General features: G+C 67.5%; 19 protein-coding genes, 2 tRNA genes and 1 pseudogene. 14 read left to right on the plus strand and 8 right to left on the minus strand.

What is annotated here, in order from left to right:
- Window positions 1-169: 169 nt before the first annotated feature.
- From D7X74_RS09590 to D7X74_RS09600, 3 genes are all read left to right on the plus strand, one after another.
- Complete coding sequence (locus tag D7X74_RS09590) at window positions 170-1,357, plus strand: VWA domain-containing protein (RefSeq protein ID WP_120584002.1); 1,188 nt, start codon at window positions 170-172, stop codon at window positions 1,355-1,357.
- Between the two features lie 89 nt (window positions 1,358-1,446).
- Window positions 1,447-1,812, plus strand: a complete 366-nt coding sequence (locus D7X74_RS09595; RefSeq protein WP_120532628.1) for a hypothetical protein — start codon at window positions 1,447-1,449, stop codon at window positions 1,810-1,812.
- Window positions 1,813-1,882: 70 nt separating this feature from the next.
- Entirely contained in the window at window positions 1,883-2,809 is a 927-nt protein-coding gene (locus tag D7X74_RS09600; protein ID WP_120532629.1) for an RluA family pseudouridine synthase, read from the plus strand.
- 88 nt (window positions 2,810-2,897) lie between these two features.
- Here the strand turns inward: D7X74_RS09600 and D7X74_RS09605 are convergent.
- Together D7X74_RS09605 and D7X74_RS09610 are read right to left on the minus strand one after the other, a co-directional pair.
- Window positions 2,898-3,311 (minus strand): annotated as a pseudogene (locus D7X74_RS09605) (GNAT family N-acetyltransferase); the annotation flags it as partial.
- A gap of 36 nt (window positions 3,312-3,347) precedes the next feature.
- Window positions 3,348-3,716 carry a helix-turn-helix domain-containing protein gene (locus D7X74_RS09610; RefSeq protein ID WP_233595602.1) on the minus strand — a complete coding sequence of 123 codons (369 nt, stop codon included), beginning with the start codon at window positions 3,714-3,716 and terminating at the stop codon, window positions 3,348-3,350.
- Between the two features lie 71 nt (window positions 3,717-3,787).
- Between D7X74_RS09610 and D7X74_RS09615 the strand changes: the two genes are divergently transcribed.
- Window positions 3,788-4,597 (plus strand): SDR family oxidoreductase, encoded by an 810-nt coding sequence (locus D7X74_RS09615; RefSeq protein ID WP_233595601.1) that lies wholly within the window; start codon window positions 3,788-3,790, stop codon window positions 4,595-4,597.
- Window positions 4,598-4,607: 10 nt separating this feature from the next.
- Here the strand turns inward: D7X74_RS09615 and D7X74_RS09620 are convergent, their stop codons facing one another.
- Window positions 4,608-5,531, minus strand: coding sequence for a LysR family transcriptional regulator (locus D7X74_RS09620; protein WP_120532633.1), 924 nt, complete (start codon window positions 5,529-5,531; stop codon window positions 4,608-4,610).
- A gap of 142 nt (window positions 5,532-5,673) precedes the next feature.
- Here D7X74_RS09620 and D7X74_RS09625 point away from each other — a divergent pair, with 142 nt between their 5' ends.
- The gene (locus D7X74_RS09625) at window positions 5,674-6,690 is read left to right on the plus strand and encodes an MBL fold metallo-hydrolase (protein ID WP_233595600.1); all 1,017 of its coding nucleotides are present in this window, start codon (window positions 5,674-5,676) and stop codon (window positions 6,688-6,690) included.
- A gap of 36 nt (window positions 6,691-6,726) precedes the next feature.
- Here D7X74_RS09625 and D7X74_RS09630 read toward each other — a convergent pair whose 3' ends face one another.
- Window positions 6,727-8,130 carry a YncE family protein gene (locus tag D7X74_RS09630; protein WP_147446522.1) on the minus strand — a complete coding sequence of 468 codons (1,404 nt, stop codon included), beginning with the start codon at window positions 8,128-8,130 and terminating at the stop codon, window positions 6,727-6,729.
- A 143-nt stretch (window positions 8,131-8,273) separates the two neighbouring features.
- Window positions 8,274-9,746 carry a hypothetical protein gene (locus D7X74_RS09635; protein WP_120532635.1) on the minus strand — a complete coding sequence of 491 codons (1,473 nt, stop codon included), beginning with the start codon at window positions 9,744-9,746 and terminating at the stop codon, window positions 8,274-8,276.
- 162 nt (window positions 9,747-9,908) lie between these two features.
- Here D7X74_RS09635 and D7X74_RS09640 point away from each other — a divergent pair, with 162 nt between their 5' ends.
- From D7X74_RS09640 to D7X74_RS09655, 4 genes are all read left to right on the plus strand, one after another.
- Complete coding sequence (locus D7X74_RS09640; RefSeq protein WP_120532636.1) at window positions 9,909-11,807, plus strand: WD40 repeat domain-containing protein; 1,899 nt, start codon at window positions 9,909-9,911, stop codon at window positions 11,805-11,807.
- Window positions 11,808-11,907: 100 nt separating this feature from the next.
- The gene (locus D7X74_RS09645; protein ID WP_120532637.1) at window positions 11,908-12,666 is read left to right on the plus strand and encodes a 2OG-Fe(II) oxygenase; all 759 of its coding nucleotides are present in this window, start codon (window positions 11,908-11,910) and stop codon (window positions 12,664-12,666) included.
- 294 nt (window positions 12,667-12,960) lie between these two features.
- Complete coding sequence (locus D7X74_RS09650) at window positions 12,961-15,039, plus strand: sodium-translocating pyrophosphatase (RefSeq protein WP_120532638.1); 2,079 nt, start codon at window positions 12,961-12,963, stop codon at window positions 15,037-15,039.
- 393 nt (window positions 15,040-15,432) lie between these two features.
- Complete coding sequence (locus D7X74_RS09655; protein WP_120532639.1) at window positions 15,433-15,630, plus strand: hypothetical protein; 198 nt, start codon at window positions 15,433-15,435, stop codon at window positions 15,628-15,630.
- 293 nt (window positions 15,631-15,923) lie between these two features.
- Here the strand turns inward: D7X74_RS09655 and D7X74_RS42620 are convergent, their stop codons facing one another.
- The 3 genes from D7X74_RS42620 to D7X74_RS09665 all read right to left on the minus strand — a co-directional run bounded on the left by D7X74_RS42620 (window position 15,924) and on the right by D7X74_RS09665 (window position 20,334).
- Entirely contained in the window at window positions 15,924-20,018 is a 4,095-nt protein-coding gene (locus D7X74_RS42620; protein WP_147446523.1) for an NACHT domain-containing NTPase, read from the minus strand.
- 146 nt (window positions 20,019-20,164) lie between these two features.
- Window positions 20,165-20,237 (minus strand) — tRNA-Glu (locus D7X74_RS09660).
- 24 nt (window positions 20,238-20,261) lie between these two features.
- Window positions 20,262-20,334, minus strand: a tRNA-Lys gene (locus tag D7X74_RS09665).
- A gap of 185 nt (window positions 20,335-20,519) precedes the next feature.
- Here D7X74_RS09665 and greB point away from each other — a divergent pair.
- The 5 genes from greB to D7X74_RS09690 all read left to right on the plus strand — a co-directional run bounded on the left by greB (window position 20,520) and on the right by D7X74_RS09690 (window position 24,775).
- Complete coding sequence (gene greB / locus D7X74_RS09670; protein WP_120532640.1) at window positions 20,520-21,056, plus strand: transcription elongation factor GreB; 537 nt, start codon at window positions 20,520-20,522, stop codon at window positions 21,054-21,056.
- Window positions 21,057-21,065: 9 nt separating this feature from the next.
- Window positions 21,066-22,061 carry a deacetylase gene (locus D7X74_RS09675; protein WP_233595598.1) on the plus strand — a complete coding sequence of 332 codons (996 nt, stop codon included), beginning with the start codon at window positions 21,066-21,068 and terminating at the stop codon, window positions 22,059-22,061.
- A gap of 196 nt (window positions 22,062-22,257) precedes the next feature.
- Window positions 22,258-23,577, plus strand: coding sequence for a PhoH family protein (locus tag D7X74_RS09680; RefSeq protein WP_120532641.1), 1,320 nt, complete (start codon window positions 22,258-22,260; stop codon window positions 23,575-23,577).
- 30 nt (window positions 23,578-23,607) lie between these two features.
- Window positions 23,608-23,925, plus strand: a complete 318-nt coding sequence (locus tag D7X74_RS09685) for a YbeD family protein (RefSeq protein WP_120532642.1) — start codon at window positions 23,608-23,610, stop codon at window positions 23,923-23,925.
- An 88-nt stretch (window positions 23,926-24,013) separates the two neighbouring features.
- Complete coding sequence (locus tag D7X74_RS09690) at window positions 24,014-24,775, plus strand: cyclopropane-fatty-acyl-phospholipid synthase family protein (protein ID WP_120532643.1); 762 nt, start codon at window positions 24,014-24,016, stop codon at window positions 24,773-24,775.
- Window positions 24,776-24,823: the final 48 nt, after the last annotated feature.

Genomic DNA, 24,823 nt, shown 5'->3' on the forward strand with positions numbered 1-24,823 from the left:
TCCTTCATGCGGGGAAATATACGGGGGACGGCGCCCGGGGTGTGAGGCACGAGGCCCCCGGCGCCCCGTCGGAAAACAGGGTCAGACCTTTTTCGTGGCCCGTTCGTTCAAGGGAAACCTGACGGCACGGGTCTCCCGCGCCGCTCGCGTCATCCCGCTGGAGAACCCCATGTTCAAGTCCCTCGCCCTCGGTCTTGGCCTGCTCGCCCTTCCTCAAGTCTCGCTCGCCAGGACCCCGGCCGCGCCCACGGGCTCGGTGGCGCCCGTCGCTCAGAAGGAGCCCGCCGGCCCCGCGCCCGCGGTGGTGGACGCCGCGACGTCCGCGCCCCGGGTGCAGATCGCCCTGCTGCTCGACACCAGCGGCAGCATGGATGGCCTCATCGATCAGGCCCGGCGTCAGCTCTGGACGGTGGTGAACACGTTCCAGAAGGCCCGGCGCGGCGGTCAGATGGCCCGGCTGGAGATCGCCCTCTACGAGTACGGCAAGTCCGACATCGACGCGAAGGATGGCTACATCCGCCAGCTCCTGCCCTTCACCACGGACCTGGACAAGGTCTCCGAGCAGCTCTTCGCGCTGCGCACCAACGGTGGGGACGAGTACTGCGGGCAGGCCATCCAGAAGGCCACCACCCAGCTGTCCTGGAGCAAGTCGAAGGAGGACCTGAAGCTCATCTACATCGCGGGCAATGAGCCCTTTACCCAGGGGCCCGTCGTCTATTCGACGGCCATCGCCAGCGCGAAGGAGCACGGCATCATCGTGAACACCATCCACTGCGGTCCCTCGGAGGTGGGGGCCCGGGAGGGGTGGACGGCGGCCGCGGCGCTCGCCCAGGGACAGGCGCTGAACATCGACCAGAACCGCGCGGTGGCCCACGTGGCGGCCCCGCAGGACGCGGAGCTGGCGCGGCTGAGCGGGGACTTGAGCAAGACCTACATGGGCTACGGGTCGCAAGGAAGCGCGGGCAAGATGCGGCAGGAGGCCCAGGACAGCAACGCCGGGGTCAGCGCTGGCGCCACCGCGTCGCGCGCGGCGTCCAAGGCGAGCCGGCTCTATGACAACTCCAGTTGGGACCTGGTGGATGGCGCCAAGAAGGGCACGGTGAAGGTGGAAGCGCTCAAGGAGGAGGAGCTGCCGACGGAGCTGAAGGGCAAGTCGGTGGTGGAGCGCAGGGCCATCGTGGATGCGAAGGCGAAGGAGCGCTCGGACATCCAGGCCCGCATCCAGACGCTCCAGGCAGAGCGTGAGAAGTTCCTCGCCGTGAAGCAGGCCGAGGACAAGGGCGCGGACACGCTCGACACGGCCATCATCCAGTCGGTGCGCAAGCAGGCCGCGGCGCGCAAGCTGATGCTGGAGTAGGTCCCCTCGGGGGCCCTGGTGCATGCGGAGGCGGCGCGATATGGCGAGCCTCCTCTCATGTCCCTCTTCTGCCCGCGCCGAGCGTTGCGATGAAGCTCGAGCGCCACGTCGGAGGACTGTCGCTGGCGCGCAAGGCGAACTACCTGCGCGCCCGTGGCTGGCGAGAGGAGGCGGGGAGCTGGTCGAGCGAGCGCTTCAGCCCCGTGCCCATCGCTCGCGCCATCCACCACCAGCTCACCGACGACCTCAGTGCGGCGCTGTGCAAGCTGGGCTGGCAGGTGGTGGGCTACTCCGAAAGGGGCCACGTCCAGATGCGCGACGGTGAGCGGGGGCGGCCCTGCTCCCTGCCCAAGGCGCTGCGCCTCCAGGCCCGGCGGGAGAAGCGCCCCGTGGCCGAGCTGACGTATGTGTTGTTCCTCGCGGCCATCGTCGAGACCGAGGGCGGCCCGCCATGATGTCGCCCGCCCCGCCGGGCGCTCGATGGTTGCCGCGAACCCGCGCTCCGGACCGTAGAGTGCACGGGTGATGTCCCAGCCTGATGACTCCGCCGGCCTGAACGACGGCTACGTGTACCGCGAGCGGATTGGCGCCGCGTCCGTGGGGCGCACCGCGCTCGCCCACCTGACGGGCGCCTACCGCCACTCCACCGAGGAGGAGTGGCGTGCGCGCTTCGTGCGCGGCGAGGTGCGGCTGGACGGCGTCACGGCCACCGGCGACGAGCTGCTGCAAGCCCATCAGGAGCTCTGCTGGCACCGGCCGCCGTGGCGGGAGGGTGTGACGCCGGACAGCTTCGAATTGGTGTACGAGGACGCGTCGCTGCTCGCGGTCATCAAGCCGGGTGGACTGCCGACGCTGCCCTCCGGCGGCTTCCTCAAGAACACGCTGTTGTCGTTCGTCCGGCTGCGCTGGCCGGAGGCCTCCGCGCTGCACCGGCTGGGGCGGGCGACGTCGGGGCTGGTGCTCTTCTCCCGCACGCACGAGGCCGCCGCGAAGCTCTCACGCAACTGGCGCGAGGGCGACGTGGAGAAGCGCTACCGGGCGCTCTCGGACGGGGTCGCGGCGCAGGCGGCCTATGACATCCACGCGCCCATCGGGCTGGTGCCCCACCCCGTGCTGGAGTCCGTGCACGGGGCGACCGAGAAGGGCAAGCCGTCCCACAGCCACGCCACGGTCCTGGAGCGGCGTGACGGACAGACCCTCTTCGAGGTGCGCATCCACACGGGGCGCCCCGAGCAGATCCGCATCCACCTGGCGTACATCGGCCATCCGCTCACCGGGGATCCGATGTTCGCCTCGGGAGGTCTGCCCCGCGAGCGCGAGCCCGGCCTGCCCGGAGATGGCGGCTACCTGCTCCACGCGGAGACGCTGGCGTTCACGCACCCCCTCACGGGAGAGCGCCTGCGGCTGCAAGCTCCACCCCCGGCCGGGTTGAGGATGGCGATGGAAGCCTGAGCTTCGCGGCGTCCCTGTCTGGCTTCGGTGCCAGCCCGTGGAAACGGTCTGCTCGGGGGGCCACTCGGTGGGCCCTCCTGGCTCAGGTTCAGGGCTTCGGCCACTCACGGCCGAGCAGGGCGTACTGGAACTCATCACCCCAGGCGCCCTTGAAGAAGACGTTCTCGATGAAGTGTGCCTCGCGCCGCATGCCCAGCCGTTCGAGGACGGCCGCTGCGGCGGTGTTCTTCGCGTCGGTCACGGCGATGATCCGGTTCAGGCGCAGCGTGTTGAACACGTAGCCCAGCAGCGCCCGCACGGCCTCGGTGCCCAGGCCCTGTCCCTGGTGGTGCCGTGAGAGCGTGAAGCCAATCTCTCCCACGCGTGGGTCCTGCTCATCCACGCGCAGCGCGCAGTCCCCTACCAGGGTGTCGGTGTCCTTCAGCGCGATGGCGAACTGGAACCACCCGGGCTCGCCGGGCTCGCGCGGGGACATCATCTCGATGAGCTTGCGTCCCCGCTCCGCGTCGTAGTCGCTCCAGCTCTGGTCGCACCCAGCCTATACGCGGCCCGGGGCACTGACGGGTTGCTCCGCTGCCCAGCGGAGCAGCCCTTCGAGCGCCGGGCACAGGGACTGGCCCCACGGCGTGAGGCGATATTCGACGCGCGGCGGGACCTCCGCGTACACGGTCCGGGTCACAAGACCGTCGCGTTCCAGCTGACGGAGCTGCTGCGCCAGCATCTTCTGGGAGATGCCAGGAATGGCCCGCTCGAACTCCGAGAAGCGCACCACGCGCCCTCCGAAGAGCTGGAAGAGGATCACCAGCTTCCAGCGTCCTTCCATCAGCTTCAGGGCTTCCTCGACCCGCTCCGCCGCCGCCTCGGGCGTCGGTGGCGCCTCATACTTACCCGCGGGTGGGTCACCCACTTCTTCGTGCGCTCTTGTCATCGGTCGAGCCTAACGCCATTCCTGGGGGCATCCCTCCACAGGAGAAACCCATGTCTGAAACAGCAATGCCTCGCTTCGTCATCGATCCGCGCGAGTTCGCGGACCAGCGCGTGCTCGTGACAGGAGGGACCAAGGGTGCCGGCCAGGCCATCGTTCGTCGGCTCAGCGCCGCGGGCGCGGTGACCGTCGCCGTCGCACGCTCTGCGATTCCGGCGGACTCGACGCCCGGCCTCTTCGTGCAAGCGGACCTGGGGACTCCGGAAGGGGTGGCCACGGTGGCGCGCACGGTCGAGGACAAGCTCGGAGGCATCGACATCCTGGTGCACAACCTGGGGGGCTCCTCCGCGCCTGGAGGCGGCTTCGCCGCGCTCACGGATGAACTCTGGCAGGAGGAGCTTTCGCTCAACCTCCTGGGCGCGGTCCGGCTGGATCGCGCGCTCATTCCCGCGATGATCGAACGCGGACGGGGCGTGGTGCTGCACATCTCATCCATCCAGCGGCGGCTTCCGCTCCACGATTCCACCATCGCGTATGCCGCCGCGAAGGCCGCGCTGTCGACCTACAGCAAGGCCCTCTCCAAGGAGCTGGGACCCAAGGGCGTGCGGGTGAATTCAATCGCCCCCGGGTGGATCCGCACGACCGCCTCGGAGGCCCTGGTGAAGCGGATCGCGGAACACTCGGGCTCCGACGAAACCGCCGCGCGGCAGAGCATCATGGACGCGCTCGGCGGCATTCCCATCGGGCGCCCGTCCTGGCCGGAAGAGGTCGCGGAGCTCGTCGCCTTCCTGGCGTCGGCGCGGGCCGCCTCCATCCATGGAAGCGAGTACACGATCGACGGTGGAACGGTGCCCACGGTTTGATCCGGGACCGCTACCCGTCCTCGCGCCACAGGTTCGGCCGGCTCGCGAACAGCTCCGTCAACCAGTCGATGAAGACCCGCACCCCGGCGCCCAACTGCCGCGCGGGTGGGTAGACCAGGAACAGGGGCCGGGGTTCGAGCCGCCAGCCTTCCAGCACCCGCACCAGCTCCCCGGAGGCCAGGTACGGCTCCAAGACGAAGCGCGGGGCGTACATGACGCCCAGGCCCGCGAGCCCGGCGGCCAGGTACGCGTTGGTTTCGTTGAGCGTGAGCAGGCTGCGGCCCTGGACCTCCAATTTTTCGCCATCTCGGACGAAGACGAAGGGGAGTTCCTTGCCGCTGAGCGACGAGAAGTAGCTGACCACCGCGTGCGACGCGCCCGCCAGCTCCAGCGGATGGAGGGGCGTGCCGTGCCGCTCCAGATACCGAGGCGACGCGCACACCCAATAGCAGAGGTCGCCCAGGTGCCGTGCCACCAGGGACTCGTCCTTCACGGGGCCTCCGCGAATGGCGCAGTCGACGTTGTCCGCGAGCAGGTCCACGACGCGGTCGCTGACCCCCAGCTCGATGTGCATCTGCGGGTAGCGCGCGTAGAACGACGGCAGCGCGGGGACGATGAGCAGCCGGGAGATGGTCCCGCTCGACTCCACGCGCAGGCGTCCCCGGGGGCCGCGCCGCGTCTGGGACAGCGTGGCTTCCAGCTCCCGCACCTCGCCCAACAGGCGCAGGGCCTGCTGGTAGTAGGTCATTCCCTCCGGGGTGACCGTCACGCGGCGCGTGGTGCGGTGCAGCAGCTTCACGCGCAGCTGCGCCTCCAGCTGTTGGATCAGCCGGGTCACCGCGGCCTTCGGGCGGCCCAGCGCGTCGGCCGCCTTGGTGAAGGAGCCGCTCTCCACCACGCGGACGAACGCTTCCATCGCCGTGAACCTGTCCATCTTCCACCTCCAGCACGGCATACCGCGTTCAGACAGGAGGCCCCAGGGCCTCGTCGCGCACTCCGGATTGTTTCAGCGGTGAAACGGAGTGTGTGAAGAGCGCCCGTTTATCCCAGAGGAGGCGGGGCGTATCTCCTCGTCCATGAAAACGAACCTGCCTCGCGGTGCCTTCCACGCTGTCTCTCGCGCCCTCACCCTGCTGATGCTGGCCGGCGCTCCACTGCTTCCGTCCGCCGTCCATGCGGCCGCGCCCCAGGTGCGGACCCAGTCGCCCGGCTACCATCGGATGCTGCTCGGCGACTTCGAAGTCACCGTGCTGTCCGACGGCACCGTTCCCCAGACGGTGAGCGAGGTGGCGACGCGCACGACGCCGGAGCGGGTGAGGGAGCTGCTCTCGCGCGACCACCTGGCGGATCCGGTCGAGCTGTCCATCAACGCGTTCGTCATCAACACCGGCACGGCACTGGTGCTCGTGGACACCGGCGTGGGGGGCTTCTTCGGCCCCGGCGTGGGAGGCCAGCTCCAGCAGAGCCTCCGGGCCGCGGGCTACCAGCCGGAGCAGATTGACGTGGTGCTGCTCACGCACATCCATTCCGACCACTCCGGCGGACTCATGTCCAACGTGAGCCGGGCGTTCCCCAACGCCATCCTCCAGGTGCACGCGCGAGAGGCGGGCTTCTGGCTCGGTCGCGAGAACACGGCGAAGGGACCGGTGGACCCGAAGTACTTCGAGGAGGCCCGGGCGATGGTGGGGCCGTACCAGGTCGCGGGGAAGCTGAAGACGTTCGGAGACGGGGACACCCTCGTCCCGGGCATCCGGGCCATGTCGACCCCGGGCCATACGCCCGGGCACAGCGCCTACGTCGTGGAGAGCCGTGGCCAGCGGCTGGCCTTGTGGGGCGACCTGATGCACTTCGGCTCGGTGCAACTGCGCGAGCCGTCGGTGACGGTCGCCTACGACATCGATGAGCGTGCGGCGGCGGCCCAGCGAGCGCGTGCGTTCACGGAGGCCGCGAGGCGCGGCGACCTGATCGGCCTCGCGCACATGCCCTTTCCTGGCCTGGGCCGGTTGAGCGCGGAGGGCAAGGGCTACCGGTGGATCCCGGTCAACTACAGCTCGGGCCAGCGGTGGCAGAACGCGCAGGGCCGCGCGGAGTGAGCCACTCCGGTGCCGCGAGGGCCGGGGGCCCTCGCCTCACCGCCGGGTGGGGTAGATGACCACGCCGTCCGTCCCGGTGGTGGCGAAGAGCCACGCGCCATCGCGAGAGACCCGCATCCGCCCGCCACTGAAGGCATGGTCGCTGAAGTCTTGAAAGAGCCCCGGTTTCAGCTCGATGTCGCGCAACTTGCGCAAGGTCTTGGTGCTGTAGACGTCGATGGATGTCTTCGCGCCGGTCCACGCCAGATAGAGCTCGTCGGAGACGGGGCTGTACACAGCCCCGGTGGGCAATTGCCTGGCATAGGTCCCCAACAGGGTCGGCGAGGCGAGGTCGCTGTTGAAGACGTAGAGCCCGTTGTAGGTCGGGACGGCGTATTGGGACGCGTCCCGGCTGACGGCAGCCTCACGGACGAACCAACCTGTCATCGCATTCGCGAAGGTCTGTGCTCCGACCTTGTACCGTCCCCAATTGCCGCTGGAGGTGTTCGACTGCGCATAGGCGACCGTGGAGCCGTCAGCGGACAGGGTCAGCATGGTGTTCACGGCCGCGAGCGCGAGCGAGGTGGCCGCGCCGGTCACCAGGTCGACCTTGCGCAAGGGACTCCAGCCAGAGCCGTTGTAGTCGGAGGAGACGAGGGCTTCGGTGTTGGAGGTGAAGAGCGCCATGAACGTCCCTCCTTCGCCTGACTCCAACTCGAACTCGATCCGGCGCGACGTCCCTGTCTTGAGATCGATGAGGTGGATCCAGTTCCGGGGGGCGCTGAATCCGCCATCGGCGACGATGAGCGTATCGCCATCCGGGGACAGATCGATGCCCAGGAAGGAGCCGCCGGTGAGCAGCGGGGCATCGAAATAGCCCGTCACCAGGCTGAACACACGCACCTGCCCGCCACCTTCGCGGGTCGTGATGTACAGGCGCTTGCGTCTGGCATCATGAATCAGGTCCTGGCGGCCGGGCACCTGGAGGGAGAGGGGTGCCGGATCATCACAGAACCCCAGGGGGCCCCATTGCCCGGACGTGCACTCCCGGGATTGCGTGGCGAGCACACCACAACGAATGGTCTCCAAGTCCCAGTCGCGGCATTTGTCCTTGTCCTCGCAGCGCGGCTCGCCCCAGGCGCCGGAGGAGCAGGTCCGGGTCCCGGTGCCACGACCATTCAACCCGCAGGCGAGCGACTCTTCGGCGCCATCCACGCAGACGTCGGGGTCCTCGCAAGGGGTGAGGTCGCTCCACTGTCCCGCGGCGCAGGTCCGGTGCTGGGCGCCGCGGTCATTCAGCCCGCAGGCGGACGCCTCCGTGGTTCCGTTCACACAGTCGGAGTCGGGGAGGGGCTCCGCGTCGCAAGCCGTCAACTGCACGCCAAGCAAGCAGAGAACCACGATGCGAACCCAGCTCAAGGAGTGGGATGGGCGTGGCGTGGAAACGGGGGGCTGGTTCATTCGCGGAATCCCTCTCACTGAAACAGGGACTTCGCACGGTGACGGCGGCCCCGCCCGACGTTCTGCCAGACAGCGCGGCGGTGCGCCAGATGGCCCGGTCTGGCGCACCCTGAGAGACGCAGGGCAGGGGAGACAGGTCTGCCTTACGGTCCGCGGAGGACGGTCAGCCCCTGGTCGGTGAGGACGAGCAGCATGCTTGGCTTCACGGTGGGCTCGTAGACGAGCTGCAGGACGCGCTGGCCCGACACCTGCGGCACCTTCGCCAGCGTCGTGCCGTCCGGCTCCAGCCGCCAGAGGCCCGCGCCATTCGTGCCGATGTAGAGCGCGCCATCATCCGTCGCCTTGAGTGAGAGGATGCGGTTCGTGGGCAGCCCCGCGACCTTCGACCAGTTCCCCGTCGAGCGTGACTTCGGCGTCATCGCCCAGACACCGAACTCCGCGCTCCCCAGGTAGTAGCGACCGGACGGGGTCTGCTCGAAGGCGCGCCAGTAGTCATCGGAGGCCTGCCCGTTGAGCGCGTCGTTGAAGCTCTTGAAGATCCACGGCGTGGGGCCATCCCAGGTCAGCTCGCGGTCCCACTCCTCCAGCTTCGCGCTGGGCACGAGCACGCCGAGCATCTGCTCATTCGCGACGAGCACGTTCCCGTTCGGCGCGATGCCCAGCCCGTGCATGTAGGGGCACTGCAGCGATCCCCACTCGGAGCCGTTCTCGTAGAGATACCAGCCCGGGTGCCGGTGGCTGTTGTAGGTGAGCCCCTGGATGCGCGTCACGCCGTGGTTCGTCGTGATGTAGAGGTCGCCGCGATCCCGGCCGCGCGTCACGCGAGCGCAGTTGAGGACGGTGCGGTCCTCCTCGTAGTGGAAGTCGTTCGTGTTGTGGATGCCAATCTGCCGGCCCGCGTTCGACGCGCCGGTGGTGCGCCACAGGTGCTCCTCAAGGACGACGGTTCCATCCGGCTGCACGCGGACCGCGTCCAGGTCTCCCTTCTGGTACTCGGCGTAGCGCTCGGGCGTGTAGTACGCGTCGCCCGGGTTGGGGATGTACGTGCGCTGCTCGACTCCCTCCATGCGCTTCATCTCGTCGGCGCTGTAGCCCACGTACGCGCGTCCGGCCTCACCGCCGCAGATGACCGTCGAGTCCGTAGCGAGTGAGTCCACGCCGAACGGCTGACGTGCCTGCCCGACGTCGCTGGTCCACGTGGGCTCCTTGTCGCCCGGACGCAGCACGCCAATGCGGCGACCGTCGAGGAGCCAGAGGTTCAGCCCTTCATCGAGCCCCACGCTTCGCGGTGTGCCCACGCCAAACGAGCGCGAGTAGTCGAGCACCGCGTCGCCCGGCCAGGGCCCCGCGTCCTGGGGCTCGCCGGGGTCGGGCGTCGGCCCGGCGTCGGGTGATCCGCCGTCATCCGGTGTCGTCCCCCCATCCTCTTCCGGAGGAGGTGTGCCGCCATCCTCGGAGGAACCGGGAGGGGGCAACGTGGGAACTTCGTTTCCATCGGACGGGTCGGACGTCGGCCCCTCCTGGGTGTCGATTGTCGGGGCGTCGTCTCCGCAACCCCCCGAGAACAAAGCGATGACCGCGAGACCTGCCCCCACCACGCCAATGCGAATGCCCATCCGTTCCTCCGTTGACGCAACCTCCATCGCAAGTCCCGGGCCGACGGCGCCCGCGGCAGAAACAAGGCCGCATTCGTCCGGTCCGCTGTTTTCCGGTCAGGGCTGACATCCGCGAAGAGTCAGGGGGCGCCTGGACGGATTTTCCCTCCGTCATGGAGCCGCTTGAAGAGTCACCCTCGTATCGCCGCTGTCGTGACCCTGGTGGGCCTCGTCGCCTGCTCGGGAGAGACCCCTCCGCCCGCGACGCCTCCTCCTCCGATTGTTCTTCCCGTTTCGAGCGCCGCGCCGTTCCGTGCTTGTGGGGCCATCGGGGCCGGGGCACTGGCGGCGTCCTCGCTGTCGCCGGACGGAACCGTGCTGGCGGCGGCCACCTTGTCGGGCCAGCTCGTGCTCTTCCGGCGCGCGGACGGAAGCCGGCTCCACACGTTCTGGGAACTCCCAGGGCAGCAGGTGGGCGTGGCGTTCTCCCCGGACGGGCACCGGCTGGTGGCGTCCAGTCGGACGGAGACGCGCGTCTGGAGCTTTCCGGACCTGACGCCTGTCCGGACCTTCGCCCGTCCCCATTCGGACCGGACGACGGCCGTGGCGATCTCCCCGGACGGTGCGTTCGTCGCGACGGGAGGCTTCGACGCGGCGACGGAGGACACCGCCCTCGTCCGCATCTGGAGCGTGGCGGATGGCAACCTGAGAGGGAGCTGGCAACGCGGGTTCGAGCAGGTCGTCCGCTCCCTGGCCTTCTCCCCCGACGGCACCTCGCTGGCCATCGCCGTGAATCACTCCGCCGTGACCGTGCAGGTCCCCGATGCGTCCGGGAGCAGGTCCTTCCCCTCCCTGTCCGGAGGGCAGCTCGCGTGGTCGAAGGAGGGGGGGCTCCTGGCTTCGGGTGGGGTGGTGGTGCGCCTGGACACCGGTGCGGTGGTGAAGGAACTGGAGGGCTCGACGATCCACGACGCGAGCGCCTTCTCCCCGGACGGCATGCTCTACGCCGAAGGGCTGGGGCCCGACGTGACGGTCTACCGGGTGGCGGACTGGACGAAGGTCCACAGCTTCAGTGAGACGAAGACGTCCTACGTGAGCGGCCTCGCGTTCAGCCGGGACAGCGCCGAACTCATCGTCGACCTGGGAGTGAACGCCTTCTGGTGCAATGGCTCTGGGCAGCTCTGCGGACCCTGGGGCAACGAGATCCGCATCCATCCCGTGGAGAACCCGGACACCGTGCGGACGGTCTCCCTGGGGCCGGAGATGCAGGGGTTCGTGACCTTCTCCCCGGAGGGTTCGCTCCTGGCGACCCACGCGGATGGCGCCCTGGCCCTGTGGCGGACGTCGGACCTGGGCGCTGTCGCGGCCCCCGCCATCCCGCAGCCGTGGCGCGTGCAGTTCAGCCCGGACCTGGGCCGGTTGCTCGTGAATGGCGGCCTCTATGATCGGGCCTCCGGGCAGCTGCTCCAGGACTCCGTGCAGGCCGTGTCCCCGGACTTCAAGACGGCCGCCCGGCACGAGGCGGATCAAATCATCGTGAGCGACTTCGCGTCGGGCGAGCGTCGAAAGACCTTCGCAGTGAGCGCAGGGGTCTCCGGCTTCTCCCCGGACGGTCGCTTCTTGGCTGCCTTCTCGTACCTGTCGGGGCGCGGCGACCTCCGGCTCCTCGATGTCACCGGGGACAGCCCGGACCGCACCTTCGCGATGGCGTTCTCCAGGGGAGGTCCTCGTGTGGACTTCTCGCGGGATGGCCGGTGGCTCGCGAGCGCGGCCTACGACGGCTCCTCCACGGTCGAGGTCCTGGGCCTCCAGGCCGCGGCGGGGGAGGGCGCGTCCCTCGAGTCCAGCTTCGCCGCGGTGTTCTCCCCCGACAGCACCGTGCTGGCCACGGGCGGCATGGGCCCCGAGGTGCGGCTCTGGAGGACCTCCGACTTCACCCTCCGCGAGCGGTTGCTGGGACACGGCACGTCCATCGCGCAGGAGCAGTGGCCCGAGTCCATCATCGGCGCCGCCTTCTCCTCCACGGGCCAGCTCGCCACGCTCGGTGCGGACCGCACGGTGCGCCTCTGGTGCTCTCCGTAGCGCTCCGGAGCCTGGCGCGGCGAGCGGCCTTGTTTTCGGAGGCGTGCGATCCGCGCGCATGACATCATCGAGGGTCGGCAACTCCAGCGGAAGAGGTCCGGTGAGCGTCGCAACCCTCGAAGAAGGCCCGTTGCTGGGGCCCAGCTTCTTCCTCGACCGGACGGCGCTCCGCGCGCTCGCGTTGGCCCGGCGTGATGCCTACGGCGCCGCGCGGCCGCATCCGCACGTCGTCATCGATGGCTTCCTGGGGGAGCGGCTGGCGTCCGGACTGGCCGCGATCTTCCCCGGTGCCACCGAGGCCAGCTGGAAGCGACGCGATCACCAGGAACAGGCGGCGCGGCTGGGGCAGCTCCAGCGCAAGGCGTTCGAAGGGGTGCCCGGGGCGCTCCGGCACCTGCTCTCGGAGTTCTCCGGCATGTCGTTCATCGACTTCCTGGAGACGCTCACCGGCGTCCAGGGGCTCATCCCGGATCCGCACTTCCGGGGCGCCGGGCTGCACCTGACGCTGCGGGGGGGCCATCTGGCGCTGCACGCGGACTTCAACCGAGACCGCTTCCGGGCGCTCTCGCGACGGCTCACCGTCCTCTACTACCTGAACCCCGGCTGGGAGGCCGCCTGGGGCGGTGACCTGGAGTTGTGGAGCGCCGACCTCGCCCGGTGTGAGACGCGGATCGCGCCGCTCCTCGACCGGCTGGTCGTCATGGCCCATGGCGACGACCACTGGCACGGCCACCCCTCCGCGCTGGAATGTCCCGAGGGACGGGGGCGGGCCGCGGTCGCGGCCTATTTCTACACGGCGGAAGTATCTCCCGACGCGCCGGAGCCCCACAGCGCCATCTGGGCGCCGCCGCGTCCCTGAGCGGGAGGGAAACCGCCACGGATGACGGCGCGCGTCTTTCGCTGAATCGCGAGTGAATCCAGGCACTTGAGTTCACTGGGCGGGTCCTGCCATCCCCGCCTGTCGCCCAGGGTCCTCGCAGGCGTTGGACACATCCCGGAGACGGGCCCCCCAGCGCGTGGTGCCCCCGCGGTGTTCGAGGAGGCTCCCAGCTTGCGCTGAAATCACGTATAGGCCCCGTACCAAATTTTGCGGCACACGAGCGGCCCGCTGGGGGAGGGAAGTCTGTCCCCCGCGACTGCTCTGGAGGAACGGATGGAGTTGTCGAGTCTCGAGTCGAATTTCTGGACAGTCGCACCGGGCGTCGTCGGCGCCGTGGGGCTGCTCTTCTCTGCGTTCTTCTACTTCCGCGTCAAGGGTCTCCCGGAAGGTGACGCGACCATGAACCGCATCGCGGGCTACATCCGCGAAGGCGCGATGGCGTTCCTCGTCCGCGAATACAAGGTGCTCGCCGCCTACTGCGCGGTCGTCGCGGTGATCATCGGCCTGACGCTGGGATGGCTCGCGAGCGCGAGCTTCGTGCTGGGCGCGTTCCTGTCGCTGCTCGCGGGCTACATCGGCATGAAGGCCGCGACGTACGCGAACGTGCGCACGGCGCAGGCCGCGCGCACCGGCTCGAAGCCGAACGCGCTCCTGGTCGCGCTCGATGGCGGCGCGGTGATGGGGCTTGCCGTCGCCGGCCTGGGTCTGATCGGCATGGGCGGCGTCTACTACGTGTTCCAGGGCAGTGAGCACCTGACCTCCATCCTCCACTCCTTCGCCGTGGGCGCCAGCTCCATCGCGCTCTTCGCGCGCGTGGGCGGCGGCATCTACACCAAGGCCGCCGACGTCGGCTCCGACATCGCGGGCAAGGTCATCGAGAACATCCCCGAGGACGACCCGCGCAACCCCGGCGTCATCGCGGACAACGTGGGCGACAACGTCGGCGACGTGGCCGGCATGGGCGCGGACATCTACGAGTCCATGGTGGCGGCGCTCGTCGCCGCGATGGCGATCGCGCTGACCGCGAGCGCGTCGGACCTCTCCCGCCTCGTGGTGGACCCCTCGGCGACGGGGCTCGGGCGGGTGGCCGGCGTGGTGCTCCCGCTCGTGCTGTCCGCGGTGGGCCTGATCGTCAGCCTGCTGAGCATCTTCATCGCGCGTGCGCTCAAGCACATGAACCCCGCGCAGGTCCTGCGCAGCGCGCTCATCATGCCCCCCGTCATCCTGGTGGGCCTGTCGTTCGTGATGATGAATGTGTTCGGCCTGTCGCAGGCCATCACGGTGGCGCTGGCCGCGGGCGCCTTCGGCGGTGCCATCATCGGCCTCGTCACGGACTACTACACGTCGTCCACGCCGGTGAAGCGCATCGCGGAGGCCTCCGTCACGGGCGCGGGCACCAACCTCATCCGCGGCCTCGCCGTCGGCATGGAGAGCGTGGGCATCTCGATGGCCACCATCGCGCTGGTCGCCTACATCGCGGACCGGGCGCTCGGCCTGTACGGCATCGCGATGGCGGCGGTGGGCATGCTGGGCGGCACGGCCGTCGTGATGACGGTGGACGCCTACGGCCCCATCTCCGACAACGCGGGCGGCATCTCCGAGATGTCCGGCCTGGGCCCCGAAGTGCGCGCCATCACCGACGAGCTGGACGCGGTGGGCAACACCACGGCGGCCATCGGCAAGGGCTTCGCCATCGGCTCGGCGACGCTCACCGTCATCGCGCTCTTCTCCGCGTTCAACCTGGAGGTCAACCACACGCGTCTGGCCGCCGGTCTGCCGGAGATGAGCCTGCTGTTGACCAACCCGAACGTCATCGTGGGCATGCTGCTGGGCTCCATCCTGCCGTTCCTGGTGGGCGCCTCGACAATGCTCGCCGTGGGTCGCGCCGCCGGCGCCATCGTTGAAGAGATCGGCCGTCAGTTCCGTGAGATTCCGGGCCTGATGGAGCTCAAGGCGGATCCGGACCCCAAGAAGATCGTCGACATCGCGACCAAGAGCGCGCTGCGCGAGATGATCTTCCCGGGCCTCGTCGCCATCGTCGCGCCGCCGCTGGTGGGCTACGTGCTGGGGCCCTCGGCGCTCGCGGGCCTGCTGGCCGGCGCGCTCGTCGTCGGTGCCACCATGGCCCTCTACATGGCCAACGCGGGTGGCGCGTGGGACAACGCCAAGAAGTACATCGAGAAGGGCAAGCTGCCGGGCCACGCGAAGGGCTCGGCGGTCCACAAGGCCGCCGTCGTCGGCGACATGGTGGGCGACCCGTTCAAGGACACGTCCGGTCCGGGCGTCGCCATCCTCATCAAGGTCATGAGCGTCGTCTCGCTGCTCGTGGCTTCGCTCATCGCGCTCCGGTAGTCAGTGCTCGCGGTGGTGGCGCCTCTGAATCCGAGGCGCCGCAACCGCGAATGGCAGCTCGCACCCCTCGGCCTCCCAGGAGGCCGAGCGGTGCCCCGGATTTCGGGCTGGATGCGGAGCGGGACGGAACCTGACCGGTGGCGGTATTCACCGGACGGACGTGCGACCCCTCATCCGCTTGAGCCGTGGATGTAGGACACCCAACACCCTGGCAGGCCGGGCCCTGGGGCAGTCGGTGAGCGCGTGCTTACACTTCATGGTGTTCCGCGACCGTCTGCGCGTCAGGCACCAGGAGCAGCTGCATCCGCCCCCTGTGGCCCTGACGCGCACGCTCGCTCCCTCGGGTGTGAGGGAGGGAGCGTTGCCGCTGAGCCGCTGACAGAGAGGTGTCCCATGGTTCTGGAGCTCTCCCAGCAGCAATTCCACCTCCTCCATGCCTGCCTGGCTGAAAGTATCGACTCGCTGCACGACGAGGTCCTTCACACCGACTACCGCGACCTGCGCGGCGAGTTGAGGGAGCGGCTCGATCGGTTGCAGACCCTCCAGCGCCAGGTGGAGGCCCAGATGCCGAGGGAGCAGCCGGCCCTCTGACTCGGCTGCTCGGGCTCCATACCTGCACGCCCCCAGGGCCTGGCAGCGGCCCCTCCGCAGGCGTGCTGGCAGGCCGCCGGCGGGGCGCGTGCTCCCATGGAGATGGGAGCGCCGCAGCCCCTCTCCGGCGGTCGCGTGAACCCGGTTCAATCCGCCGGGCTCCGGCCCCCTGGGGCGAGTGACGGATGGCTGCTGCAAGGGACGTCTCGCTCCACCGTCTCCTGTTCCTTCAAGAGGGCGACTGCGGTCTCTTCCGAACTCCAGTTGTAGGATTCAGAGACGCCTTACGCGAATCAATCAGCTCCGCCCACTTCATATTCTAACTCTGCAAGAGCATCTGCGGGACGTTGAGACTTTATCGAGAAGGGCTGCTCTCCCGTCCAGGGATGCTCAGGACTGATCGTCTTGAGGATCGAAAACAATTCCTGTCGCTCTTCAGGTCGAAGCCCCGAGGTCAACAGTCCCTTTGCGATACTAATGACTGGAAGCCCTTGGACACCCATCCAGAATGCGCTTTGCCGCGCCAGTTCGCGCAATCGGGCGAACCATGCACTCGGAGCGGCCATGACAAGCCGACCCAAGATCTCCTCCCTGTCATAGTGCCACTCCCAGCCGGAGGGCCACTCTGTTGCGATGGTGGACGCGAGGTCCTCCCGCTCCTGGGGTTCAAGGAGATTCACAAGAGCAGATGCTACAACGTAGCGCGCCTTGGGGGCCGATTGGCGCAATCGCTCCAAGAAGGGACGGAGTATTTCCGCACATCCTGCCTGCTCAGCCCATCGGATATAGGCGGCGACCTGTCGCTCTTCCTGCCATCCAGGCACGTCCTGCATTTGCTCAAGACGCCGTCGAACCGCAGGCTGAAGCCAGTCAGGGAAAGGGGGCTGGGGATATGCGAGCAGCGCAGGTTGAATGGCCTCGAAATCCTCCGCCGTGCTCAATTCATGAAGAAGAGTTGCGATTTCGGCGTTGTTCTCCCAGGCGGGACGTAAGGAGTGAAGAACAGATCCGCAAACGGAGCTCCAGGCCCGGGATTTTTTCCCGTCGGCGCCATCGTAGAGCTTCGTGGCGTTCTGGATGTACGTGAGTGCCAATGTCTCCGCCACTGGACGGATTTCTGGATGGCGTAGAACAATCGCAGATGGGACATTCATTCCACTTCCGCTCGCGCTCCGAATCCAATGGGAGAGAGGCAGCCATTGGGCATAGAGCCGCGCCGCCTCCATGTCTCCATTCTCGATGAGGGGCTCAAGGGCGTCTCCATGAAATGAGCTGAGAGTCCCTCGTTTTTCCTCTCGCCAGGAACTCAGTAGAGCTTGCCTGATGGCCGAGTGCTTCACTGCTGCTTTACCAACCAGACGTTGATCTTGTGCCCGAAGGCCGGAAGGCCAGCGAGGTACTAGCGCCTTGAGCAAAGGCTCTGGTTTGTCCATGGCATATTCGCAGAGGACAGGCAGAATTTCCGAAAGGTTGATCTTGAGTTCCGCCAGCTCCATCGTGCTCATTCGCGCAAGAGCCGGAGCCATGGCCTGGATGACATCTCGGCGGCGAGTTAGTGGCGGTGAGTTTGTCCGCGGGCCCATGATCCGCTGAGGACGCTGGGTGCTTGGTTCCCATGGCCTGGCCTCCTTCCACTCTGGCCACGTTCTCTCCAAGGCGACGCGTCCTGCTTCAGATTCGGCGAGCTGAGCCAATGCACTGGGGATGGCGATGTTGAGTCGACCGAGAGAGCGGAAACACCGGGCCAACAGTTCAGGATCCGCCTCGCTTGGAAGTAGTGCGAGTGCGGCGCCGCCGGAAGGGAGTTGCCATTCCGCGCGGGCAATAGACGCCAACATTGGCACGAGCCAATGCTGAGTGAACGGATCGTCGCGCGGTGCCTTCCGGAGAATCAGTCCGCTTTGAATGGGAATCCAGCGGTCGAAGTGCATTCCTGCGTCAAACAACTGAAGGACGAGGACTTGCTGCACGCTCGGTTCATGAACCCACGTGGCCAGTTGTTCTAGCGCTGCCAGTCGAATCGTCGGGTTGCTGTGTTTGAGAACATGCTCCCAATGACGCCAGTCCTGTGTTCCATGAGTTGCATGTGAATGGTCCCAGATGCTTGTTGCAAGAGGCTCTCTCAAGTGCCTCAGCATGGCTCGCCAACACGGTCCCTCAAGTCGAGCCATCTCGTGTATGACGCTCGCTACAAGCGCGGGAATCCAGGTGGAATCTTCTCGATCAAGGAGCGGAACCAACGCCTGGGCCAGCCTGTCCGCGAGAGGTGAGGCATTCTCGCCCAGATCCAATGCTGCCCGAGCCGCGACCATCAGTGCCCGGAGGTTGTCATGGGCCAGATTCGGCCCCTCGGGTAGTAGTCGCGAGATCAGGCTGAGCGCGTGCTCAGGGGAGTCGAGTTCCGCAGACAGCCCAATGGCATGGCGAACAGGCTCTTCTGCCCATCGCTTGCTTGCCACCGACAAGATTGCTGCATCGCCTTGGGAATACAGCGCGGCTCCGGCCAGGTGCTCGGCGATGCCGCGCAAGACGAAGCGGGACGTCCCATTCTCCTGTCGCACCAGAAGGCCAAACTTTCGGTGGGCAAGGTCCAGCCACTCCTCTTCACGATTCGGAGCGAACTTGCCCAACTGCTGCCGGAGCCTCCGATGGGACAGGCTCCCGGTACCTTCGCGCAACATTTCCAGGGCAAGCCGCTCGAAAGTGGGAGACATCTCCGCCCAGGACGGCGGAACTTGAGACTGACCCTCACGTGTCCGAACCCAGCCCTGGAACAATTGCGCGGTGATACCGCGGAAAAGCGCTGCGCGACTTCTCAATGCCCCCGGATCCTGGCTGGCGAGGACGAGGCAGAAGGTTGCTGTGAGCGGATGAGACAGAAGTGGGAGCAGCGCCTCGAAGCGGCGAATGGACTCCAGCGCAGCTACCTGCTCAGGGGCGGCCCTGCGCCAACGCTCCAGGAACATTTCCACCTGGGTTCGGCTCCAGGGCGTGAGGCGAAGGATGATTGCTTGCGAGGGAAATGCGAGGGGGCGGGATGGGCGACCGGCCAAGACCAACGCGGCCGTGCCCTGGTGCTGGGCCAATTCGCGCAGGCGGTGTGCAATCGTTGACGCAAGGCGAGGTTCCACCTCGTCGAGCCCATCCACGAGATAGATGCAACCGGCGGAAGAAGGAGTGAGCACTCGCGTATCGCGGAATCCAGGTGCCCGGCGGAGAAAGGCTTCTTCAATACTGCCTGTCGCGAGATCGGAAGCCACCAGCAGTACTGGTATTGGCGCATCGAAACGATGTTGGGCTTCCTCCGCCAATAGGTTCCGCAAGTATGCCAGCAGCATGCTCTTGCCGGAGCCTACCTCGCCTTCCACTCCAAAAATCGGATGGGTTGCGAGGCGTGAAGGGGTCCTCAGCCAGTCTAGAAGCTCCACAACGTGGGGATGAAGGCCAAGGTTGCGGTGCGTTGGCTCCCGTTCAAGGGATGGATGGGTGAGCTCTTGTGAAAGGAGTTCCTTACGTAACGGATCCAACACAGGATCGGGCCGTTCATGGCGCGACGCCGTGCGCAAGGCAGACATTACGTAGACGTCCTGTATCCGTGGCCATTCCGCCAGATTTTCGTCAGTGGCACCGAGTGGAGAAAGCGACGCAAACTCCTGGGTCACCGCGCGAAGATACTCTGTGCGCAGGTGAGCCGCCCCTGGGCGCGAGACAGAACGGCGGGATCGTCCTTGTAGGACTTCTTGCTCCAATACCTCGTAGCGAACCGCGATGGATTCACCTGGATGGGAGCTCAAGTAACTGATGATTCCATCGAGCACGGCTTGGGGATCATCAAACTGCCGAAGTCGCAACAACGCGGCCTCCCGCAACGTCCGCTCATTCCCAAGCGCGTGTATCTCCAGACGTCCAAGTACAGCAATGGTGTCTTGGGGACGGGTCAATCCGAGCTGCTTGCTGGTCCACTCCAGCCAGCGCAGCTGGGGCGCGTTCAGGTGCTCCAGGAAAGCGTCCAGGTGAAACCCGGGTTCCCGTAGGGCTTCGCAAAGCTCTTCCAGATGTGCCAGCGATCCCACTTGCTGTATCTGGACGAGTGAGGGCAGTGCCAGATGTGCTCGGGTTAGTCGTGAATCTTGAAGTGAGCGGAGTTGCTCGGCCAGTACCTCGGCAGGAAGTGGGGCGCGCTGGCGCTTCACCTGCCAGCCATGCAGCGCGCCGTCGCGCCAGAGTTCCGAGAAGTCGTCCCAGTAGGGAAACCGGGCATCCTCTTGTCGGAGTTCTTCTGGCCCTGAGGATCCGAACTCGTACGCGTCGATCAGCCGAGCACATCGCTCGGCGGCAACGAGAACACCGTATTGGTCATTTCGCCGAAGCTGTGCTTTCCGGTGCATTGTTCTCAGGTCTGGGTACGGAACCTGGGCTGGCAGAGCACACTTTTTCTAGCGAGCGCCACCCTGAGGCTCGTGACGATGCCCCCCTCGCGTAATAAAAAAAGCGGGGTCGGACGGTTTTATCCGTCCAACCCCGCTCCCTACTGTGTCCCCGACGGGATTCGAACCCGTGTCGCCGGCTTGAAAGGCCAGTGTCCTGGGCCTCTAGACGACGGGGACGTCTGCACTGCACTTCTACGGCTTTGAGTCGCGGGGGGCTCGAACCCCCGACCCTCGGCTTAAAAGGCCGGTGCTCTACCAGCTGAGCTAGCGACTCGCTATTCTTTTTTTCGCCGCCCCCAACTGCTCGGCTGTCGTGAGGCGCTTCCTACCAGCAGCGCCCCGGGACTTCCACTGGCGATCGCAGCCCCCGCGACCTGACAAGCCGCTTCCCGCCCCCGGGTGAACATCCGCCCGGCCAGCGGCCTCCGGCTGTCAGCGTCCAGGGCTATACACAGGAGCATGGCCCAGGAAGTTCCCGACCCGCCCGATGCCCCCGAGGACGAAGAGGAGGGGGAGCAGGCACCGCTGCGCCGCTACCTCACCCGGGCAGGGGCCGAGCGCATGCACAAGGAGCTGCTCCAGCTCCTCAACGAGGCCCGCCCCAAGGTCACCGCGGAGGTGTCCGCTGCCGCCGCCCAGGGCGACCGTTCAGAAAACGCCGAATACATCTACGGCAAGAAGCGCCTGCGGGAGATCGACCGGCGCATCCGGTTCCTGTCCAAACGTCTGGACACCGCCACCATCGTCACCCCTTCGGAACAGGGGGACCGCACGAAAGTGTACTTCGGGGCCACGGTGACCCTGGAGGACGAGGGCGGAACACGGCTCACGTATCAGATTGTCGGCTCGGATGAGATCGACGCCACGGGAGGCCGCATCAGCGTCGAATCACCCATGGGCCGAGCGCTCCTGCGCAAGTCCCCGGGTGACACCGTGGAGGTGCGGCGCCCCCGGGGGGAGATTGAGCTCACCCTGGTGGACATTCGCTACGACTAGGACGCCCCCATGCCCCGGACACCACAGATCAGCCCGCAGTTGCGCCGCACGTACTCGCGCCTGAACGGCCTGGACCTGTCCTCCGTCGGGGAGGAGTCCCTGTCCCTGGACGACCTGGGCCTGGAGTCCGGTGGCGACCGCGTGGCCCTGGCGTTCGGCACCTACAGCCGCGAGGGCCTGGAGCGCGCCCTGGCCGCCTATGGTTTCACCCAGCGGCTGGAGGAGCGGGTGGGCCCCTTCGAGCTGCGCCTGTCCTGCCAGGACCCCTTCCAGCCGCGCCTCACCTTCTGGAGCCGCCGCTACCACACGCCCGTCGTGGACCTGTCCCTGCGCCGGGCCACGGGCGCGGAGGTGGGCTTCACCCACGCGGCCGCGGAGGCCCCGCTGCTCTACGTGGACAGCCTCCTCTTGCAGCACCCCGGACGCCCCTTTGACTGGAACCGTCCGCCCCTGCCCGGACAGCTCCACCCGGGACTCTCCCTGTCGCGCGACATCCTGGAGCTGCTGCACCTCATGGCCCGCCGCATCGGCGCGGAGGCCGTGGCGCTGATGCCCGCGACGTTCTCCGCGGCGTGCGTCTACGACCCGCGCTACGCCTTCGTGGACGGCGCCGCCCAAGGACGCTTCAGCGCCCTGCGCCGCGCCGGGCGGGGCTGGCCGCGCTGGCTGCTGGCGTGGGCGGTGGAATTGGGCTGCATGCGGGACGCCCAGGGACAGCCCGCCCTCTTCGCCCCCTCCGCGATGATCAGCCCCCTGTCCCGGCGGCTGTCGCGGCGCCTGGACACGCGCGGCTGGCACGGAGCGCAGCGCTTCCTCGCGAAGCAGCCCCTGTCCCTGGACGAAGAAGCCCTGCAGGCGCGCTTCCCCTGGGCCCGGATGCCTCCCGGCCCCCCGCCCGAAAGGGTGGTGGAGCTGCTGGGGTATGATCCGCTGTCGCCCGAGTCGTCGTTACAGGATGACGCGGACCGCGCGTCAACGCCCCTGCGGTCCACCGCGGGCGTCTGAAAGCGTCTCCCGGAACGGTCGCGCCCGGGCCACCCAGGACGGTGGCCGTGCTTTTCTGGACGTCCCTTCGTCGTCCCGGACGGGAATGCCGGTGGTGCCTGCTCGTTCGGTGCCTATATTGGGACCAGCAGTCGTCCACGTCCGTCGCTCGCCGTCAGCAATCGCACCCGAACCAGGTCAGGTCGCGAAGCCCTCGATGCGAAAGAACTTCATCCTCGACACGAACGTCCTCCTCCATGACCCCCGCAGCATCTACGGGTTCAAGGACAACAACGTCATCATCCCCATCTACGTCATCGAGGAGGTCGACAACTTCAAGCGCGACCTCTCCGAGCTGGGACGCAATGCGCGACTGGTGGCGCGCTACCTGGATTCCTTCCGCGCCGAAGGCTCACTGAAGGAGGGCGTCCCGCTGCCGCACGGCGGGATGCTGCGCGTGAGCTTCACCGACCGCGCGCTGCCGTCGTCCATGGTGGACAGCAACCTGGTGGACAACCGCATCCTCGCGGTGGCCCTGGACCTGATGGAGAAGGAGCCGGAGACCCAGGCCGTCTTCATCACCAAGGACACCAACCTGCGCATCCGCGCCGACGCCCTGGGCCTGTCCGCCCAGGACTTCGACACCGAGCGCGTGGAGATCACCGACCTCTACACGGGCTTCACCGAGCTGCTCGCGCCCAAGGAGCTGGTGGATCAGCTCTACAAGCCCGGCGGCGAGGCGGAGATTCCGCAGCAGGACCGGCTCTTCCCCAACCAGCTGGTGTTGCTCAAGGACGAACTCAACCCGTCCCATACGGCGATGGCGCGCTTCAACGCGGCCAAGGCGCGGCTCGTGCCGCTCGCGCGCCAGAGCAAGGAAGGCACCTGGGGCATCCGTCCGCGCAACATGGAGCAGGCGTTCTGCCTGGACCTGCTGCTCAACGATGAGATCAAGCTCGTGACCATCGTGGGCAAGGCGGGCACGGGCAAGACGCTGCTCGCCATCGCCGCGGGCCTGCAGAAGGTGACGGAGGAGGGGCTGTACCACAAGCTGCTGGTCAGCCGGCCCATCTTCCCCCTGGGCCGGGACATCGGCTACCTGCCGGGCAGCGTCGAGGAGAAGCTGAATCCCTGGATGCAGCCCATCTTCGACAACGTGGAGTTCCTCATGAACCTGAGCCGCGCGGACAAGAAGGCCGGGCGCGGCCACCACGAGCTGATGGACCTGGGGCTGATGGAGATCGAACCGCTCACGTACATCCGTGGACGCAGCATCCCCAACCAGTTCATCATCGTGGACGAGGCGCAGAACCTCACCCCCCACGAGGTGAAGACCATCCTCACCCGCGTGGGCGACAACACGAAGATCATCCTCACCGGCGACCCGTTCCAGATCGACAACCCGTACGTGGATTCGACCAACAACGGGCTCGTGCACGTGGTCAATCGCTTCAAGAACGAGAAGATCGCCGGCCACATCACCATGGCCAAGGGCGAGCGCAGCATGCTGGCCGAGCTGTCGGCCAACCTGCTGTGAGGCACCCGAAGCCCCAGCGCGAGAGATGTCATGACCCAGGACGGCTCCAACAAGCCCTCGGCCCCCGGTGAGGAGAAGAAGCCCCTCATCGAGTACCCCACGACCTACGAGTTCAAGGTGATGGGCAAGTTGACGGACGACTCGGCGCTCGGTTTCGCCGAGCACGTGCGCCAGCTCTTCAAGCGGAAGATGGGGACGGAGGTGTCCCCGGACTCCATCCGGGAGCAGCCCAGCAGCAAGGGCAACTACATCTCCCTGAGCGTGGCGGTGTTCCTGCTGTCCGAGGAACAGCGCCGCGCCATCTACGAAGCGCTGCACGAGGATCCCCGCATCGTCTACTACCTGTGAGGCAGGCGCCGCGCGGGCTCCATTCCAGGGTGGGAATCGCGGCGTGCGGTGGCTGGAAGTCCGGCCGGGCTGCGTATATGAGGGGGGCATGAGTCCCGCCGAGTCATTCCCGCTGTACCACCCGCCGGGTGCGCAGCGCGCGTTCGGCTCCGACGACGCCACGCGCCGCTTCGCCAAGGTGGCCCAGCTCGACCCGGGCTCGCGCGTGCTCGTGCTCGGCTGTGGTCCGGAAGCCGGCGCGGCCGTGCTGCTGGCCCAGGAGCTGCGCTGCTCCGTGGTGGCCGTGGACACCGACGAGGCCCTGGTGTCCCCCGTGCGCGAGCGCGTGCGCTCTCAGGGCCTGTCGGATCGCATCGAGGTGCGCCGCGTGGCGCCGGATGCGCTGGGCATGCTGGACGGACCCTTCCACGGCATCCTCGTGCCGGGGCGCGTGCAGTATCCGCTGGACGTGTCGCTGCGCGTGTTCCGCGCGCTCCTGGGCAAGCGCGGCCGCGTGGGCTTCACCTTCCCGGCGCGCGTGGGCCGCTTCACGCCCAAGCCCGTGCTGGACTTCTGGGAGAAGCGCCTCGGCGCGCCGCTGCTGCTGCCGCGCGAATTGCTCCAGGCGCTGGAAGGCGCCGGCTACGAGCCGGAGTCCGTGGAGTCGCTGCACGACACGGAGCTGGACGCGCTCTACCGCGACATGGAAGCGCACCTGCCCGAAGGCGCGTCGCCGGAGAGCGCCGCCTTCCGCGAGGAGCTGGCGCTGCACCAGGACCACAACCAGAAGCCGGGCGTCAGCTACGCGTTCGCGGTGGGCCGTCGCAAGGAACCGGGAGAGAAGCCCCCCGCGTCGCGCGACCGGGGCTGACCGCCGGTCCTGACGGAGGGCCCGTGAGAACGGGCCCCCGTCCCAGCA

This window comes from Corallococcus sp. CA047B (assembly GCF_003612065.1).
GTDB lineage: Bacteria > Myxococcota > Myxococcia > Myxococcales > Myxococcaceae > Corallococcus > Corallococcus praedator.